The sequence below is a fragment of the Leclercia sp. 29361 genome, from assembly GCF_011290365.1.
Taxonomy (GTDB): domain Bacteria; phylum Pseudomonadota; class Gammaproteobacteria; order Enterobacterales; family Enterobacteriaceae; genus Enterobacter; species Enterobacter tamurae.
Genome location: NZ_CP049786.1, coordinates 2561610 through 2578242 on the forward strand (window position 1 = coordinate 2561610; position 16633 = coordinate 2578242).

General features: G+C 60.1%; 12 protein-coding genes. 5 read left to right on the forward strand and 7 right to left on the reverse strand.

Annotated features, from left to right (window positions below; all coding sequences use genetic code 11):
- Positions 1–183 precede the first annotated feature (183 nt).
- From G7090_RS12215 to G7090_RS12230, 4 genes are all read left to right on the forward strand, one after another.
- Positions 184–1836: an MFS transporter gene (locus tag G7090_RS12215; protein WP_166182600.1), complete on the forward strand. Its 1653-nt coding sequence runs from the start codon at positions 184–186 to the stop codon at positions 1834–1836.
- A gap of 33 nt (positions 1837–1869) precedes the next feature.
- A complete protein-coding gene (locus G7090_RS12220) occupies positions 1870–2949 on the forward strand; it encodes an HlyD family secretion protein (protein WP_166182601.1) in 1080 nt (359 codons plus the stop codon).
- Positions 2946–4322, forward strand: coding sequence for an efflux transporter outer membrane subunit (locus tag G7090_RS12225; protein WP_166182602.1), 1377 nt, complete (start codon positions 2946–2948; stop codon positions 4320–4322). The genes G7090_RS12220 and G7090_RS12225 overlap by 4 nt, the downstream gene beginning before the upstream one ends.
- Positions 4323–4385: 63 nt before the next feature.
- On the forward strand, positions 4386–5045 hold the full coding sequence (locus tag G7090_RS12230; RefSeq protein WP_166182603.1) for an O-methyltransferase: 660 nt from the start codon (positions 4386–4388) through the stop codon (positions 5043–5045).
- Positions 5046–5125: 80 nt separating this feature from the next.
- Here the strand turns inward: G7090_RS12230 and hrpA are convergent, their stop codons facing one another.
- Complete coding sequence (hrpA, locus tag G7090_RS12235) at positions 5126–9028, reverse strand: ATP-dependent RNA helicase HrpA (protein ID WP_166182604.1); 3903 nt, start codon at positions 9026–9028, stop codon at positions 5126–5128.
- A gap of 203 nt (positions 9029–9231) precedes the next feature.
- Between hrpA and azoR the strand changes: the two genes are divergently transcribed.
- Positions 9232–9837, forward strand: coding sequence for an FMN-dependent NADH-azoreductase (gene azoR / locus G7090_RS12240; protein WP_166182605.1), 606 nt, complete (start codon positions 9232–9234; stop codon positions 9835–9837).
- A gap of 773 nt (positions 9838–10610) precedes the next feature.
- On the opposite strand, the gene paaY is transcribed toward azoR, so the two are convergent.
- From paaY to paaH, 6 genes are all read right to left on the reverse strand, one after another.
- Positions 10611–11207 (reverse strand): phenylacetic acid degradation protein PaaY, encoded by a 597-nt coding sequence (gene paaY, locus G7090_RS12245; RefSeq protein ID WP_166182606.1) that lies wholly within the window; start codon positions 11205–11207, stop codon positions 10611–10613.
- A gap of 10 nt (positions 11208–11217) precedes the next feature.
- The gene (gene paaX, locus G7090_RS12250; RefSeq protein ID WP_166182607.1) at positions 11218–12153 is read right to left on the reverse strand and encodes a phenylacetic acid degradation operon negative regulatory protein PaaX; all 936 of its coding nucleotides are present in this window, start codon (positions 12151–12153) and stop codon (positions 11218–11220) included.
- An 87-nt stretch (positions 12154–12240) separates the two neighbouring features.
- The gene (gene paaK / locus G7090_RS12255) at positions 12241–13557 is read right to left on the reverse strand and encodes a phenylacetate--CoA ligase PaaK (RefSeq protein WP_166185278.1); all 1317 of its coding nucleotides are present in this window, start codon (positions 13555–13557) and stop codon (positions 12241–12243) included.
- A gap of 34 nt (positions 13558–13591) precedes the next feature.
- Entirely contained in the window at positions 13592–14797 is a 1206-nt protein-coding gene (gene pcaF / locus G7090_RS12260) for a 3-oxoadipyl-CoA thiolase (protein ID WP_166182608.1), read from the reverse strand.
- Positions 14797–15219, reverse strand: a complete 423-nt coding sequence (gene paaI, locus G7090_RS12265; protein ID WP_166182609.1) for a hydroxyphenylacetyl-CoA thioesterase PaaI — start codon at positions 15217–15219, stop codon at positions 14797–14799. Before paaI ends, pcaF begins: the two co-directional genes overlap by 1 nt.
- Positions 15209–16633, reverse strand: a complete 1425-nt coding sequence (paaH, locus tag G7090_RS12270; protein WP_166182610.1) for a 3-hydroxyacyl-CoA dehydrogenase PaaH — start codon at positions 16631–16633, stop codon at positions 15209–15211. Before paaH ends, paaI begins: the two co-directional genes overlap by 11 nt.

Below are 16633 nucleotides of genomic sequence, written 5' to 3' on the forward strand. Positions count from 1 at the left end.
CTCCTTCCAGCAAGTAAGTTCAGAGTAACGCATAGGCTACGGGTTAACAGAGGATCCCTCTGAAATATTTTCGCTCACATTTGCGTAACCTCGCATGATCATATTCACTTGAAACAGTCTTTACGTCAGACGTAGAATCATTAGCCCACTAACCATTCATTAATGCGACAGGTAATTACCGCTATGCGACTGCCCCAACGCGACCCCTATGCTCCTCGCGAGTGGCAGCCTCACGAAAAGCCGATGCTGTTAGGCTCCCCGTCCACGCCGGTGCACAGCACCCCGAAACGCATCGCCTATGGGGTGGTGGGTTTGCTGGTCTGCCTGACCGGGGCGCTGGGCAATGCGATGGTTGCGGCCAACCTGCAAAATTTGCAGGGCACCTTCTCCGCCTGGTCCACCGAGATCGCCTGGCTACCGGCGGTGTACGTGATGACCAACGTGTCGATCAACCTGCTGCTGGTGAAGTTTCGCCAGCAGTTTGGCCTGCGCGCCTTCACCGAAGGCTTTCTGGTTCTGTATGTGCTGGTCACCTTCTTTCACCTGTTCGTCAACGATCTCAGCTCGGCCCTGATGGTGCGCGCCGCCCACGGCATGGTGGCTGCAGCGCTGAGTTCGCTGGGCATCTACTATCAGATCCAGGCCTGGCCGGCGAAACATCGCCTGAAGGCGCTGACCATCGGCATCACCGGCTCGTCGCTGGCGATCCCCATTGCGCGGCTGTTCTCTACCGAGCTGCTGCAGCTGGACGAGTGGCGCGGGCTCTACCTCTTCGAACTCGGCCTAGCGCTGATCTCACTGGGCTGCGTGATCGCCCTCAAGCTGCCTCCCGGCGACCGGCGCAAAGTGTTCGAGAAGAAAGATTTTATCACCTTTATTCTGCTGGCCCCGGGGATGGCGCTGCTGTGCGCGGTGCTGTCGCTCGGGCGCGTCGACTGGTGGTTTGAAGCGCCGTGGATCGGCTGGGCGCTGGCGGGTTCACTGGTGCTGATCGTCTCGGCGATTTTCTTCGAGCATAACCGCAGCAACCCGCTGCTGAACACCCGCTGGCTCTCTAGCGGCAGCATCCTGCGCCTGGGGCTGATCATGCTGCTGATCCGCATCGTGCTGGCGGAGCAGAACACTGGGGTGATTGGCTGGCTGCAGTATGTCGGCCTGCAGAACGAACAGATGACCCATCTGGCGTGGGCGATTTTTGCCGGGATCGCCTGCGGCATCGCCGTCAGCTGCCTGACCATCAAACCGACCCGACTGGCCTGGCCGATAGTGACCTCGCTGGTGCTGATGATTATCGCCTCCCTGCTCGACAGCCAGTCCACCAGCCTCACCCGCCCGGATCAGCTGATGCTGAGCCAGTTCCTGCTCGGGTTCGGCAGCGCCTTCTTCCTCGCCCCGGCGATGCTGGCCGGGATTGGGGGCGTCATTGCTGACCCGCGTAACCTGGTCAGCTTTTCGGTGCTGTTCGGCATGAGTCAGAACCTCGGCGGCCTGTTGGGTTCCGCCATTCTGGGCACCTTTCAGACCTGGCGCGAGAAGTACCACTCTGGCCTGCTGGCTGAACAGCTCACCAGCCTCAACCCGCTGGTGACTGAACGGCTGCAAATGTACAGCCAGATGTACCAGAGTCAGATTGGCGACAGCGCCCTGCTGAGCACCCAGTCGGCGCTCCAGCTGCAAACCGCCAGCACGCTGCAGGCAAATATTCTCGCTTACAACGATACTTATCTTCTGACGGCTGGCATTGCCACCGCCACGCTGGTCTGGATTTTATGGCGCTTGCTGCGCTTGCGCATCACTGCCCGTCTGGCGCTGAAAAAGGCCACCGGCAGTCAGTAATGGATAAAAATTAATGATGTTTCTGGAGAAGTTATGAGTCAGCAGGATGCCGCTAAAGAGCAGGCCAATACCCGTAATAATCTGCGCGTGGTGTCAGTGTTCGCCGCCGCCGCGATCGGTATCGTTGGCGTGCTGGTGATCCTGTACGCCTGGCAGCTACCGCCCTTTACCCGCCACGTTCAGTTTACCGATAACGCCTACGTGCGCGGCCAGACCACCTTTATCAGCCCCCAGGTGAATGGCTACATCACCGAGGTGAAGGTGCAGGATTTTGAGCAGGTGAAGAAAGGCGACCTGCTGCTGCAGATCGACGATCGCATCTACCGCCAGCGGGTGCATCAGGCCGAAGCCCAGCTGGCGATGAAAATCGCTACCCTCAACAACAACCTGCAACAGCGCAAAAGCGCCGAAGCGGTGATCCAGCGTAACGAGGCGGCGCTGAAAAACGCCCGGGCCCAGAGCCAGAAAACCCAGGCCGACTTAAAGCGCGTGAAGGACCTTACCGCCGACGGTTCGCTGTCGATCCGTGAGCGGGATGCCGCGCTGGCAAGCGCCGCCCAGGGCAGCGCCGACATCGACCAGGCGAAAGCCACCCTGGAGATGTCGCGCCAGGATCTGCAGACCGCGATCGTTAACCGCGCTGCGCTGGAGGCCGATGTCGAAAACGCGAAGGCGGCGCTGGAGCTGGCGCAGATCGACCTGCAGAACACCCGCATCGTTGCGCCGCGCGACGGCCAGTTGGGGCAGATTGCCGTACGTCTGGGGGCCTACGTTACCGCCGGGACCCACCTCACCACCCTGGTGCCGCCGCAGCACTGGGTGATCGCCAATATCAAAGAGACTCAGCTGGCGAACCTCCGTGTCGGCCAGCCGGTGAAATTTACCGTCGATGCCCTGAACGACCAGGCCTATGAAGGCCGGGTGCAGAGCATTTCCCCCGCCACCGGGGTAGAGTTCAGCGCTATTACCCCGGATAACGCCACCGGCAACTTCGTCAAGATTGCCCAGCGGATCCCGGTGCGCATAGAGGTGCTCGGCAAGGCCGAAGACGCGGCACGGCTGCGCCCGGGAATGTCGGTGCAGGTGACGATTGATACCCGGGAGGCAGAATGATCCGCCGCCCGCTCATCGCCCTGCTGATTGCCACCGCCCTGAGCGCCTGCCAGTCGGTGGATGTCGCCCCGGCGAAACCCACCCTGCAGATCCCCGCCCAGTGGCGGGCCAGCACCGGCCCCGCCAGCCCGGCAGAGCAGATGTGGTGGCGCAATTTTCACGACAATCCTCTCAACGCTTACGTGGATCAGGCCCTGCGCAACAACAGCGATGTGCTGATTGCCCGGGAGCGGATCAATGAGTATCAGGCCCGGGTGTACGCCAGTGAGGGCAACCTGTTTCCGACCCTCGATGCCGATCTGAATGCGGGTCGCGCCCGGTCCCAGTCGGCGGCCACCGGTTTGCCCACCTACGGCGCGCTGTACAAAGGGAGCCTGACCGCCAGCTATGATGTGGATATCTGGGGGGTGAACCGCCGCACCACCGATGCCGCCCGGGCCTCGCTCGAGGCGCAAAAAGCGGCGGCGGCCGCGGCGGATCTGACCGTTGCCTCCTCGGTAGCCTCGGGTTATGTCACCCTGCTGGCGCTGGACGAGCAGCTCCGGGTGACGCAGTCGACCCTCAAAGCGCGGGAAGAGGCCTTCAACCTGGCGCAACGGCAGTATCAGACCGGCTACAGCTCGCGTCTGGAGCTGATGCAGTCCGACTCCGAGCTGCGCTCGACGCGGGCGCAGATCCCGCAGGTGCAGAACCAGATTGCCCGTCAGGAGAACGCCCTGACCCTGCTGCTGGGAGGCAACCCGGGAGCCATCGCCCGCAGCGCGGATTTCGACACCCTGACCCCGCTGCGTATCCCATCGCAGCTGCCTTCGTCGCTGCTTAATCGCCGCCCGGATATTGTGCAGGCGGAACGCCAGCTGATCGCTGCGGATGCCTCCCTGGCATCCGCGCGCGCCAGCCTGCTGCCGTCGATCAACCTGACCGCAACCGGTTCGATCCAGGATCGTACCCTGCCCGGCCTGCTGGACAACCCGCTGGAGCTGTGGAGCATCGGCGGCAGTATTCTGGCCCCGCTCCTGAACCGCCAGGCGCTGAATGCCCAGGTGGATATCGGCCAGTCGCAGCGTAATCAGGCGCTCTACAGCTATGAAAAAACCGTGCGCAACGCCTTTAAAGAGGTGAATGACAGTCTGGATGCTATCACCCGCTACGGCGAGCAGCTGACCGAACTGGTGGCCCAGCAGGAGGTCGCCCAGGAGACATTGCGGATCGCGCAGAACCGCTATAACAACGGCTATTCGTCCTATCTGGACGTGCTCGACGCCCAGCGGACGCTGTTCTCGGTGCAGACCAGCGTGGTGCAGGCGAAAAATAATCTGCTGCTGGCGCAGATCGATCTGTATAAGGCGCTGGGGGGTGGGTGGTCGGCATAATCGGATCGTAGGCCCGCGCAAGCGTAGCGCCGCCGGGCAAAACTCTCACTAAGGGGTCAATCTATGCAACAACAGTGGTCTGCCGTAGATAATTACATGATTTCCGAGCTTATTCCTCAGGATGAGGTGCTTCAGCAGGTGCTGGAAAATAACCAGCGCGCAGGTTTACCGGCGCACGACGTCACCGCCAATCAGGGGCAGCTGCTGGCGCTGTTTGTGCGCATGACCCAGGCCAGGCGCATTCTGGAGATTGGCACCCTTGGGGCCTACAGCAGCATCTGGATGGCGCGCGCCCTGCCGCCGGACGGGCAGCTGATTACCCTTGAGGCCGATCCGGTTCACGCGAAGGTCGCGCGCCAGAACATCCACCTGGCAGGGCTGGACTCTCGCATTGAGCTGATTGAAGGCCCGGCGCTGCTCTCCCTCGACCAGCTTGGCGAGGTTCCCCCGTTCGATCTGATTTTTATTGATGCCGACAAGCCAAACAATCCCGGCTATCTGGAGTGGGCGCTACACTACTCCCGACCGGGAACGTTGATCATCGGTGACAACGTGGTGCGTGACGGGGAGGTGATTAACGGCCAGAGCGATGATGCCCGGGTGCACGGCGTGCGACGCTTTATTGAGATGATTGGCGATAACCCGCGCCTGACCGCCACGGCGCTCCAGACGGTGGGCGTAAAGGGGTGGGATGGGTTTACGTTGGCAGTGGTCAACGGCTGAGGAAATGCCCGGTGGCGCTGCGCTTACCGGGCCTACAGGACTCCGTAGGCCGGGCAAGCGAATGCGCCGCCCGGCGTTTTTTAGGCGGAGATCTGCTCCATCGCCTGCAAAATACGCTTGTCGGAGATCGGGTACGGCGTTCCCAGCTGCTGCGCAAAGAAGCTGACGCGCAGCTCTTCGATCATCCAGCGGATCTCCTGCACATCTTCGTCATCGCGACGGGCCGGCGGCAGCTTATTCAGCCACTGCTGCCAGCGCTGCTGCACCGCTTCCACCTTCAGCATCTGCGCCCGGTCGCGGTGCGGATCGATGGCCATCTTCTCCAGACGTTTTTCAATCGCCTGCAGATAACGCAGCGTATCCCCTAAACGCTTGTAGCCGTTGCCGGTGACAAACCCGCGATAGACCAGCCCGGCCATCTGGGCCTTCACATCCGACAGCCCCAGCGCCATGGTCATATCCACCCGCCCTTTCAGGCGCTTGTTGATATTGAACACTGCCGTGAGGATCTGCTCGACCTGCTTCGCAATGTTGACCACCGTCTCATTAAGCTCAGCGCGCACTTTTTCGTGCAACTTCGCAAAGCCCTCTTCGGTCCACACCGGCCCGCCCGCGGCGTTGATCAACTGGTCCACGCCGCAGGAGATGCAGTCGTCGATCAGATCCAGCACCTTGCCGTACGGGTTAAAGTAGAGTCCCAGCTTGGCTTTGTTCGGCAGCTTCTCGTGCAGATACTTGATCGGCGACGGGATGTTCAACAGCAGTAAACGGCGCAGCCCACGCCACATCGCCTGCTGCTGCTCCTGCGGGTTATCGAACAGCTTGATCGCCACGCTGTCGCGCTCGTCCACCAGCGCCGGCCAGGCTTTCACCTTGTAGTTGCCGCGCTTCTGCTCGTAGCTTTCCGGCAGTTGACCAAAGCTCCAGATATGCAGCCCGCTCTGTTCGATCCCGTCGTCGGCCACGGCGGAGAGGGTCTCCTGCACTTTGCCTTTCAGGGCGTCTTTCAGGTCGGTCAGGGAACGGCCTTCCTGCAATTTCTTGTTCTTCTCGTCCACCACGCGGAAGCTGATTTTCAGGTGATCGGGCACCTGATCCCAGTGCCAGTCTTCGCGGTCGATGGTCACACCGGTCATCCGGCGCAGCTCGCGCTCCAGCGAATCCAGCAGCGGCAGCTCCAGCGGCGTCACGCGGCCCAAAAACGCCTCGGCGTAGTTCGGGGCCGGGACAAAGTTACGCCGCACCGGCTTCGGCAGGGATTTGATCAGGGCGATAATCAGCTCCCGGCGCAGGCCGGGAATTTGCCACTCGAAACCGCTCTCTTCCACCTGGTTAAGCAGCGGCAGCGGGATGTGAACGGTCACGCCGTCGGCATCGGTGCCCGGTTCAAACTGGTAGCTCAGGCGCAGCTTGAGGTTGCCCTGATGCCAGAAGTTCGGGTAATCGAGCTTGCTGACCTGCTCCGCCCCCTCTTTGATCAACATGCTCTTTTCAAAGTTGAGCAGATCCGGGGTGTCGCGACTGACCTTTTTCCACCAGCTGTCGAAGTGGCGGGCCGAGACCACATCGTGGCTGATGCGCTGGTCATAAAACTCAAACAGCGTCTCGTCATCCACCAGGATGTCGCGGCGACGGGTTTTGTGCTCCAGCTCTTCCACTTCGCTGCGCAGCTTCAGGTTTTCGCGGAAGAAGGCGTGACGGGTCTGCCAGTCGCCCTCCACCAGCGCGTGGCGGATAAACAGCTCGCGGGACAGCGCCGGGTCGATCTGGCTGTAGTTAACCTTACGCGCGGCCACCACCGGCAGGCCGTAGACGGTGACCTTTTCGGTGGCCATCACCGCGCCCTGCGCCCGCTCCCAGTGCGGTTCACTGTACGAGCGCTTCAGCAGATGCTGGGCCACCGGCTCGACCCACTCCGGATCGATGCGTGCAGCAATGCGTCCCCACAGGCGGCTGGTCTCTACCAGCTCGGCCACCATCGTCCACTTCGGCGGCTTCTTGAACAAGCCGGAGCCCGGGAAGATGGAGAAACGGGCGTTACGCGCGCCGGTAAATTCCTGCTTATCGGCATCTTTCATCCCGATATGCGACAGCAGACCGGTCAGCAGCGCGATGTGAATCTCGCGGTACTCCGCCGGTTCGCTGTTCACCGGAATACCCAGCTCTTTCACCACCTGGCGCAGCTGAGTGTAGATATCCTGCCACTCGCGCACCCGCAGGTAGTTGAGGAAATCCAGCTTGCACTGGCGGCGGAACTGGTTCGAGGAGAGCGCTTTCTGCTGCTCCCCGATGTAGTTCCACAGGTTCACAAAGGCGAGGAAGTCGGACTCTTTGTCGTGGAAGCGTCGGTGTTTCTCGTCGGAGGCCTGCTGCTTGTCCATCGGACGCTCGCGCGGATCCTGAATGGAGAGCGCCGAGGTGATGATCATCGCCTCGCGCACGCAGCCGTGTTTTTGCGCCTCCAGCACCATCCGCGCCAGACGCGGGTCCACCGGTAGCTGGCTGAGCTGACGACCCTGCGTGGTCAGCTTGTAGGCCGTGGCCTGCTCGTCGGTGGTAATTGCCCCCAGCTCTTCCAGCAGGCGCACGCCGTCCTGGATATTGCGTTTATCCGGCGCTTCGACAAACGGGAAGGCGGCGATATCCCCCAGCCCAAGAGCGGTCATCTGCAGAATGACTGATGCGAGGTTGGTACGCAGAATTTCCGGATCGGTAAATTCCGGGCGCGACAGGAAATCGTCTTCCGAATAGAGACGAATACAGATCCCTTCCGAGACGCGTCCGCAGCGGCCCTTACGCTGGTTAGCCGAGGCCTGGGATACCGGCTCAATCGGCAGGCGCTGCACCTTGGTGCGGTAGCTGTAGCGGCTGATACGCGCCGTGCCGGGGTCAATGACATATTTAATGCCCGGCACGGTGAGGGAGGTTTCCGCCACGTTGGTCGCCAGCACGATGCGGCGGCCGCTGTGGGACTGGAACACGCGGTTCTGCTCGCTGTTGGACAGACGGGCATACAGCGGCAAAATTTCGGTATGGCGCAGGTCGCGCTTGCTGAGCGCGTCGGCAGTATCGCGGATTTCGCGCTCGCCGCTCATAAAGATCAGGATATCGCCCGGGCTTTCGTTGCCCAGCTCGTCCACCGCATCGAAGATGGCCTGCAGCTGATCGCGCTCGGTGTCGTCGGCCTCTTCCACCATCGGACGGTAGCGCACTTCCACCGGATAGGTTCGACCGGAGACTTCAATGATTGGCGCATTGTTGAAGTGGCGCGAAAAACGTTCCGGGTCGATGGTGGCCGAGGTGATGATCACTTTCAGATCCGGACGACGCGGCAGCAGCTCCCGCAGATAGCCCAGCAGGAAGTCGATGTTCAGGCTGCGCTCGTGCGCTTCATCGATGATGATGGTGTCGTACTGCATCAGCAGCCGGTCCTGCTGAATTTCCGCCAGCAGGATCCCGTCGGTCATCAGTTTGACCATGGTGTTGTCGCTGACGTGATCGCTGAATCGCACCTTATAACCGATACAGCCGCCCGGCTCGCTTTGCAGCTCTTCGGCAATACGGTTTGCCACGGTACGCGCCGCCAGACGCCGCGGCTGGGTGTGGCCGATCAGGCCCTTGAGCCCGCGGCCCAGCTCCATACAAATTTTTGGCAGCTGAGTGGTTTTACCCGAGCCGGTCTCCCCCGCCACAATCACTACCTGGTGATCGCGTACGGCTTCGAGGATCTCCTGTTTCTTCTGGCTGACGGGCAGGTTTTCCGGGTAGGTGATCGCAGGACGCGCGGCTTCGCGCAGCACGACCTTACCGGCAGCCTGTTCAATCTCTTTCGCCATCTCCTGGTAGATAGCCTGTTGTGCATCAGGATTTTTAACCTTCTTGACCCCGTGCAGACGGCGGGCAAACCGCTGTTTGTCACGCAGCATCAGCGATTCCAACTGTTGCATCAGCATCGGGAAGGTTAATTTCTGTTGTTCTGTCATAGCGTTAACGGGCAGTGCACTGCCGGATAAAATCTCTTTTTAATGATTGATATAGAGTACCACATCGGTGCTTTTTGCGCCTTATTCAAAAAATTCGAACATAGGCTTCGATATATTGCGCTATCCCTGCGACAGGATTGTGAATAAAGTGTCAGCAAGCAACGGGGCAACCCCCCTCATCAAATACATAAAAGGAATCACCCATGAGCAAAGTATTAGTTCTTAAATCCAGTATTCTGGCAGGGTACTCTCAGTCTGGTCAGCTGTCTGATTATTTCGTTGAACAGTGGCGTGAACAGCACAGCGGTGACGAAATCACCGTCCGCGATCTGGCCGCTCAGCCAATCCCGGTACTGGATGGTGAACTGGTAGGTGCTCTGCGTCCAGGCGATGCGCCGCTGACCCCACGTCAGCAGGAAGCGCTGGCGCTCTCTGATGAGCTGATTGCTGAGCTGCAGGCGCACGACGTGATCGTGATTAACGCCCCGATGTATAACTTTAACATCCCGACGCAGCTGAAAAACTATTTTGACCTGATTGCCCGTGCTGGCGTCACCTTCCGCTACACCGAGAAAGGGCCGGAAGGTCTGGTTACCGGTAAGCGTGCGGTTGTGCTCTCCAGCCGTGGTGGTATTCACAAAGATACCCCAACTGACCTGATTGCCCCGTACCTGTCCGTATTCCTGGGCTTCATCGGCATTACCGACGTGAACTTCGTGTTTGCTGAAGGTATCGCATACGGTCCGGAAGTGGCAACCAAAGCCCAGTCCGACGCTAAAGCCGCGATCGACGGTCTGGTCGCTGCATAAGACTTCCCACTCCCACCGCCCGGTGGGAGTTTTTTATTTCCCCTGCCTTCTCCCGCATCTTTACGAGACGCCTCGTAGAGTTAGCATTTCTTTTTTTACGAACTGGCTGCACATTAATGGTCGTTTTTACACCATCAACAGCGGGACGGGAATTAGCTCCACAGAAATGAAAAAGCCCCAGCAATATTTTGCCGGGGCTTTTAGGGTACTACCAAATTAATAATTAACATTCATCAACTTAATTACACACTACAACTTCAAAGATGTACTTATTCTCACAGGATTACCGTTTAAACCAGTTAACGCTACCTCCTTCGATAAGTATGTGAAATAACATTTTTTCCTGTCGTGTACATCACCCACGCGATATATACTCTTGATGCGTTGCCTTAATTGCGTCGCGATATTCTTAACGCCATACTTACGTACCCAAGTCGCGACCATTACTCTTTGAAACAAGGCCTTACATCATCGCGTTAACTTCCCCATCATGCGATCGTACTGATTTACTGCATGGCCTGAAAGCGTGTTCACGCTGGCGTTTACTTATTACCAGGACCCAAACTACACTACTTCGTGGCCTTTATCGCATCTCGTTACTGCTCTATTACCGCACCGTGAAACATTTATTTCTCTGTGGTGCTGAGTTCTAATTTACTCATTATAGACGCAGTGTCAACCCTCAGATTGAGGCCTATTATATTTTCTTGTTTAATATCATAAAAACAGATATTTACGTGATCCCAATCTCGTTATGAAGCGGGTTTTGCCGCTCAACCGGCGGATTTGGGCCGCAGATTTTCATCAAACACCAGCCGCTTACGGTCCGGTTCCACCTCGTGCAGCGGCTCCACCTGATGCATCGTCTGTTTGCAGCGATCCACCAGGGTCTGATACTCCCGGGTGCCCTGCTTTTTCCACTCCTTTTCCTGCTCGCTCAGCACCCGGATCGCTTTGGCCGGGCTGCCGATGATCAGATGGTCGGCCGGCATTTCCGCCTTCGCTTTCACAAACGCGGCCGCGCCAACAATGCTGTTTTCGCCAATCACCGCCCCGTCGATGATCACCGCATTCATCCCCACCAGCGCATTGCGGCGGATGATGCAACCGTGCAGGATCGCGCCATGACCAATATGGCCCTCCTCCTCCACCACCGTATCCTGCTCCGGAAAACCGTGCATGATGCAGTTATCCTGGATGTTGGCTCCGTCTTTCACCAAGATACGGCCAAAATCACCGCGCAGGCTGGCGTTGGGCCCTACGTAAACCCCCTTGCCGAGGATCACATCGCCAATCAGCACCGCGGTCGGGTGGACATAACTCTCTGGCGGAACAACCGGGGTCATCCCATCAATTTGATATACAGGCACACTACCTCCTTTACGCAGGCGTCAGGCCGCCGAAGCGTTGCCAGTAAGAAGAGCCCGGCGACGGCAGTTCGCCGACGCTGGTCTCGCCTTTCTCACTGACAAACGCCAGCGCACCCGGCGCGACGCGCTGATAAATGTTGATGCACAGCTGGCGGGCCGTCTGGCCTGCCCAGTGCGACGGGAGTAACTCTTCCGGCAACAGCGGATCTTTCAGCACCACCCGGCGATAAAAATGGATCAGCAGCAGCTGGATCTGGAAGCAGCGTTCCGGCGTCAGCTCATCCGGGGTGGCCTCCCGCAGCAGCGGCAGGAGCGGACGGAACGAGTCGATAAAGGTTTCATACATGACGTTCTGCTCGCTGAGCTGCCAGCACTCCTCCACCCGGGAGCGCAGCGCGGCGCGGGAGAGCGCCAGCGGCGAATGCGCCTCAAAGCAGATGACGTTCTCGGCCACCCCCGCTTCGTGCAGTAACGTCTGCACGTCTGCCAGCTGCTGCGACGGCGAGGCCATCAGGCTGGGTGCCAGAGTGCCGAACCCCTGCCAGATCAACTGCTTTTTCACATCCGCCAGCGTGGCTTTGTCCATTCCTTCGGAGAGCAGCAGCAACCATTTGCCGTCCCAGGCCGGTAGTTCTGCGCGGTAAATTTTCGCCTCGGCGCGACGGGTTAAGCGCAGCCCTTTGTCGCTCAGGCGGTAAAAGCTGCGTCGGCCGATGCGAACCACATCCAGCCAGCCCTCTTTGTTCAGGCGGAACAGCGCGGTGCGCACGAAGCGTTCACCAAATCCCATTCCCTCCAGCAGTGCCGCCAGGCTTCCCAGCCAGACTTCGCCGCCGCGATGCGACAGCGCATCACCGTACAGGGAGGAGATCAACGAGGTGCCGCTGACGGGAACGGAACTGACCGCGTGCTGGATAAAGGCGTCGAGTTTACTCATGTGATTCATTCTGTTGTGATTATTATGTCGGATGAATCATAGCATAGCCCCAAAAGCCTGACCCTCCCCAATACGGAGAGGGTCAGCAGGCCGGGATTAGCCGTTGGCAGCGGCCTTACGCAGGTCGAAGACGCGACAGGCTTTGCCTTCGGAACGCGGGATGCTGCCGCAGTTGACAATGGTCACGTCGGTGGAGATCCCTACCATCGACTTGATGCGGTGGCGCAGCTCATGGCACACGTGGCAGCGCTGCTCGTGGGTCAGGGTTAAGCTGCTCTGTTTCAGCTCCACCTTCACCGAAAGCGAATCAAGATGGCCCCGACGATTTACCTCCAGCTGGTAGTGCGGCGACAGGTGCTCGAACTTGACGATCTCCTCTTCCAGCTGGGACGGGAAGACGTTCACGCCGCGGATGATCAGCATGTCGTCGCTGCGGCCGCTGATGCGATCCATACGGCGCATGGTGCGGGCGGTACCCGGCAGCAGGCGGGTCAGGTCGCGGGTGCGGTAGCGGATCACCGGCAGCGCCTCTTTGGTCAGGGTGGTGAACAGCAGTTCGCCCTGCTCGCCGTCGTTCAGCGGCGTGCCATCGTTCGGGTTGACAATTTCCGGGTAGAAGTGATCTTCCCAGATGGTCGGGCCGTCGGCGGTTTCGATACACTCCATCGCCACGCCCGGGCCCATTACTTCCGAAAGGCCGTAGATGTCGAGGGCGGTGATCCCGAGGCGTTTTTCGATTTCACGGCGCATCGCCAGGGTCCAGGGTTCGGCACCAAACACGCCGACCCGCAGGGAGCACTGGCTGGCATCGCCGCCCATCTGGCGCTCAAGCTCTTCAATCAGGTTGAGGCAGTAGGATGGCGTCACCATGATCATGTCCGGCTGGAAATCGCGGATCAGCTGGGCCTGTTTCTCGGTCTGGCCGCCGGACATCGGGATCACTGTCGCGCCTAAACGCTCGGCACCGTAGTGCGCCCCCAGTCCGCCGGTAAACAGTCCGTAGCCATAAGCCACATGAATTTTATCTTTCGCACTGCCGCCTGCAGCCCGCAGAGAGCGCGCCACAATGTTGGCCCAGTTATCAATGTCGTTTTGTGTGTAGCCGACCACGGTCGGTTTGCCGGTAGTGCCTGAGGAGGCATGAATACGCACCACCTGCTCCATCGGTACTGCGAAAGTGTCGAAGGGATAGTTGTCGCGCAGATCCTGTTTGGTGGTGCACGGGAACTTGCGGATATCCGCTAACTCTTTGAAATCGTCAGGATGGACACCCGCCGCATCAAACTTGCGTTTGTACATCGGGACGTTGTTATACGCGTGTTCTAAGGTCCACTTCAGGCGCTGGGTTTGCAGGGCCTGCAGTTCATCCAGGGACGCGGTTTCGATCGGATCCAGCTTCGTTGTCGTTGTGATTTTCATTGTAGGGTACTCACATTTTTATAATTGTTCAGACACGCTCAAGGATCATGGCAATGCCCTGACCGACACCAATGCACATCGTGCAGAGCGCATAACGCCCTTTCCGACGGTGCAGCTCGTTGCTGGCGGCCAGCGCCAGACGGGCCCCGCTCATCCCCAGCGGATGGCCTAAAGCAATCGCGCCGCCGTTAGGGTTCACATGGGGAGCATCGTCCGGCAGCCCCAGCTCGCGCAGCACGCCCAGCGCCTGCGAAGCAAAGGCTTCATTCAGTTCGATAACGTCCATATCGTTGATGCTAAGCCCGGCGCGCTCCAGCACGCGGCGGGTGGCCGGCACCGGGCCCAACCCCATCAGACGCGGTTCCACCCCGGCGGTGGCCATCGCCACGATGCGGGTACGCGGGGTTAAGCCCTGCGCCGCGGCCATCTCCTCGCTGGCGATAATCAGCGCTGCGGCACCGTCGTTCACGCCGGAGGCATTACCTGCGGTGACCACGCCACCGGCGCGGAACGGCGCTTTCAGCCCGGCCAGCATCTCGAGGGTGGTCTCCGGGCGCAGATGTTCATCATGCATCACTTCAGTCACCGCCCCTTTTTTGCCTTTAATCATCACCGGGACGATCTCCTGGGCCAGGATGCCGTTGGCCTGAGCCTGAGCGGTGCGCTGCTGGCTGCGGAAAGCAAAGGCGTCCTGATCTTCACGGGAAATCTTTAACAATTCCGCTACATTCTCTGCCGTTTCCGGCATGCTGTCAGAACCAAATTGCTGCGCCATGAGCGGGTTCACAAAACGCCAGCCGATGGTGGTATCGAAGATTTCATTCTGACGCTGGAAGGCGCTGGTGGCTTTTCCCATCACGAAGGGCGCACGGGACATCGACTCCACGCCCCCGGCGATCATCAGGTCACCATCACCGGCGCGAATGGCGCGGGCAGCAAAGCCCAGCGCATCCAGGCCGGAGCCGCACAGGCGGTTGAGGGTGGTGCCGGAGACGGTCTGCGGCAGCCCGGCCAGCAGCAGGGACATGCGCGCCACGTTGCGGTTGTCTTCCCCCGCCTGGTTGGCACAGCCAAAAATCACATCATCAATGCGTTCCGCATCCAGACCCGGGTTACGCACCAGCAGCTCGCGCAGCGGGATGGCGCCCAGATCGTCCGCGCGCACGCCGGATAATGCCCCGGCATAGCGGCCAATAGGGGTACGGATCCCGTCACAAATAAAGGCGTCACGCATTATGCTTCTCCTGTAATAGTGCCGCCGATGCGGTGGGATTTCCCACGGAACAGGGCAACGGTTTTTTGCTGTTGGTTAACAATTTCAATGTCGTACACGCCGGTCTGTTTCCCCTGATGGCGCACCTGCGCGGTGGCGGTGAGCTTGTCATGGGCAAAGGCCGGACGCACAAAATCGATGGTGCAGCCCGAGGCCACCGCCGCCAGCCCCTGACTGTTGCAGGCGTAGGCGAAGGCCGTATCGGCAAGGGTAAACAGCTGGCCGCCGTGGCAACTTTTGTGACCGTTGAGCATCTGCGGGGTGACGGTCATGGTCAGCACGGCGACGCCGTCATCCATCTCAATAATGTCGATGCCACAGGACTGGGCGCAGGCATCGTTTTCATACATGGCGCGGGCGTTGCGCCAGGCGTTATGACTCATAGCTACTCTCCAGAAGCGCGCGCTGGCGCAGCAGGGATGACGGACGGTAACGCTCTTCGCCGTAGTGGCGTTGCAGGTTTTCCAGCAGGATCAGCAGACGCTGCCAGCCAAGCTGTTCTCCCCACGCCAGGGGGCCGCGCGGGTAGTTCACCCCGAGGCGCATGGCGGTATCGATATCCTGTTCGCTGGCAACCCCTTTTTGCAGGGCGTCGAGGGCTTCGTTGACGATCATCGCCACCGTGCGCCAGATCAGCAGGCCGGGATAATCCGCCACCTGCAGGATGCGCTTGCCCTGCTGCTGCAGATGCCGGACCGCTTTCAGGGTAGCGGAGGCCGGGTTGCTGGCCGCGGCGGCAATCACCGCTACATCCCCTTCTTGCCGATCGATGACCACTACCGGCTGGCCGTGACGGTTTGCCAGCGCCTGGGCAGTCTCGCCCTGAGTCTCGATCAGCAGCAGGCCGTCAATTTCGGTGACACCGTCACTTCTTCGCTGCACGCTCATGGCGCTCCAGGTGTCGCCAAGGGTCTCCAGCCAGTTCACGGCAGGCCTCTCGCTGCGCCAGTTGTAGACGCCCTGGCCGCTTTTCTTACCGAAGCGCCCGGCCAGCACCAGCTCCTGCTGCACCAGCGACGGCAGGAAACGGCGCTCCTGCCAGAAGGCGTTAAATACTGAACAGGTGACGGCGAAGTTGACGTCCTGGCCGATCATGTCGGTCAGCTCCAGCGGCCCCATCGGGAAGCCCGCGCCGTCGCGCAGCGCCGCGTCGATAATTTCCGGGGCGGCCACCTGCTCTTCCAGCGCCCGCCAGGCTTCGGCGTAGTACGGACGCGCCACGCGGTTAACGATAAAGCCCGGAGTGGACTGGCAGCGCACCGGCTGTTTACCCCAGTTCACCGCCAGCTCGCTCAGTTGCGCCACCACTTCTTCCGAGGTCGCCAGCCCGCTCACCACCTCTACCAGCTTCATCACCGGGGCCGGATTAAAAAAGTGCAGCCCGGCCACGCGCTCGGGGTGGCGCAGGTCGGCGGCAATTGCGGTGATCGAGATAGAGGAGGTGTTGCTGGTCAGGAGCGTGTTGGCCGGGCAGATCTCTGCCAGTTCAGCAAAGAGCGCTTTTTTAATTTCCATCTGCTCAGAGGCCGCTTCAATCACCAGGTCGGCCGCCGCCAGGGCGTGAATGTCGGTGACCGGGTTTAGTCGCTGGAGCGTCTGCTCGCAGGCCTGGGCGCTCAGCTTGCCCCGCGCCACGCGGGACTCCAGACGGGTGCGGATGCCGTCAATGGCGCGGGTGATGGCCCCGGCATTGATGTCATACACCAGCACCGGATGCCCGTGGCTGGCCGCCACTTCGGCAATCCCCGCCCCCATGATGCCGCTGCCAATCACCGCCACGGTATGAATTGTCGTCAT

What these genes read in the sequence shown, in the direction of transcription:
- azoR (WP_166182605.1), top strand. Translation starts at nt 9,232, where the DNA reads ATGAGCAAAGTATTAGTTCTTAAATCCAGTATTCTGGCAGGGTACTCT.
- G7090_RS12225 (WP_166182602.1), top strand. Translation starts at nt 2,946, where the DNA reads ATGATCCGCCGCCCGCTCATCGCCCTGCTGATTGCCACCGCCCTGAGC.
- pcaF (WP_166182608.1), bottom strand. Translation starts at nt 14,797, where the DNA reads ATGCGTGACGCCTTTATTTGTGACGGGATCCGTACCCCTATTGGCCGC.
- G7090_RS12220 (WP_166182601.1), top strand. Translation starts at nt 1,870, where the DNA reads ATGAGTCAGCAGGATGCCGCTAAAGAGCAGGCCAATACCCGTAATAAT.
- paaI (WP_166182609.1), bottom strand. Translation starts at nt 15,219, where the DNA reads ATGAGTCATAACGCCTGGCGCAACGCCCGCGCCATGTATGAAAACGAT.
- G7090_RS12230 (WP_166182603.1), top strand. Translation starts at nt 4,386, where the DNA reads ATGCAACAACAGTGGTCTGCCGTAGATAATTACATGATTTCCGAGCTT.
- G7090_RS12215 (WP_166182600.1), top strand. Translation starts at nt 184, where the DNA reads ATGCGACTGCCCCAACGCGACCCCTATGCTCCTCGCGAGTGGCAGCCT.
- paaX (WP_166182607.1), bottom strand. Translation starts at nt 12,153, where the DNA reads ATGAATCACATGAGTAAACTCGACGCCTTTATCCAGCACGCGGTCAGT.
- paaH (WP_166182610.1), bottom strand. Translation starts at nt 16,633, where the DNA reads ATGACGACAATTCATACCGTGGCGGTGATTGGCAGCGGCATCATGGGG.
- hrpA (WP_166182604.1), bottom strand. Translation starts at nt 9,028, where the DNA reads ATGACAGAACAACAGAAATTAACCTTCCCGATGCTGATGCAACAGTTG.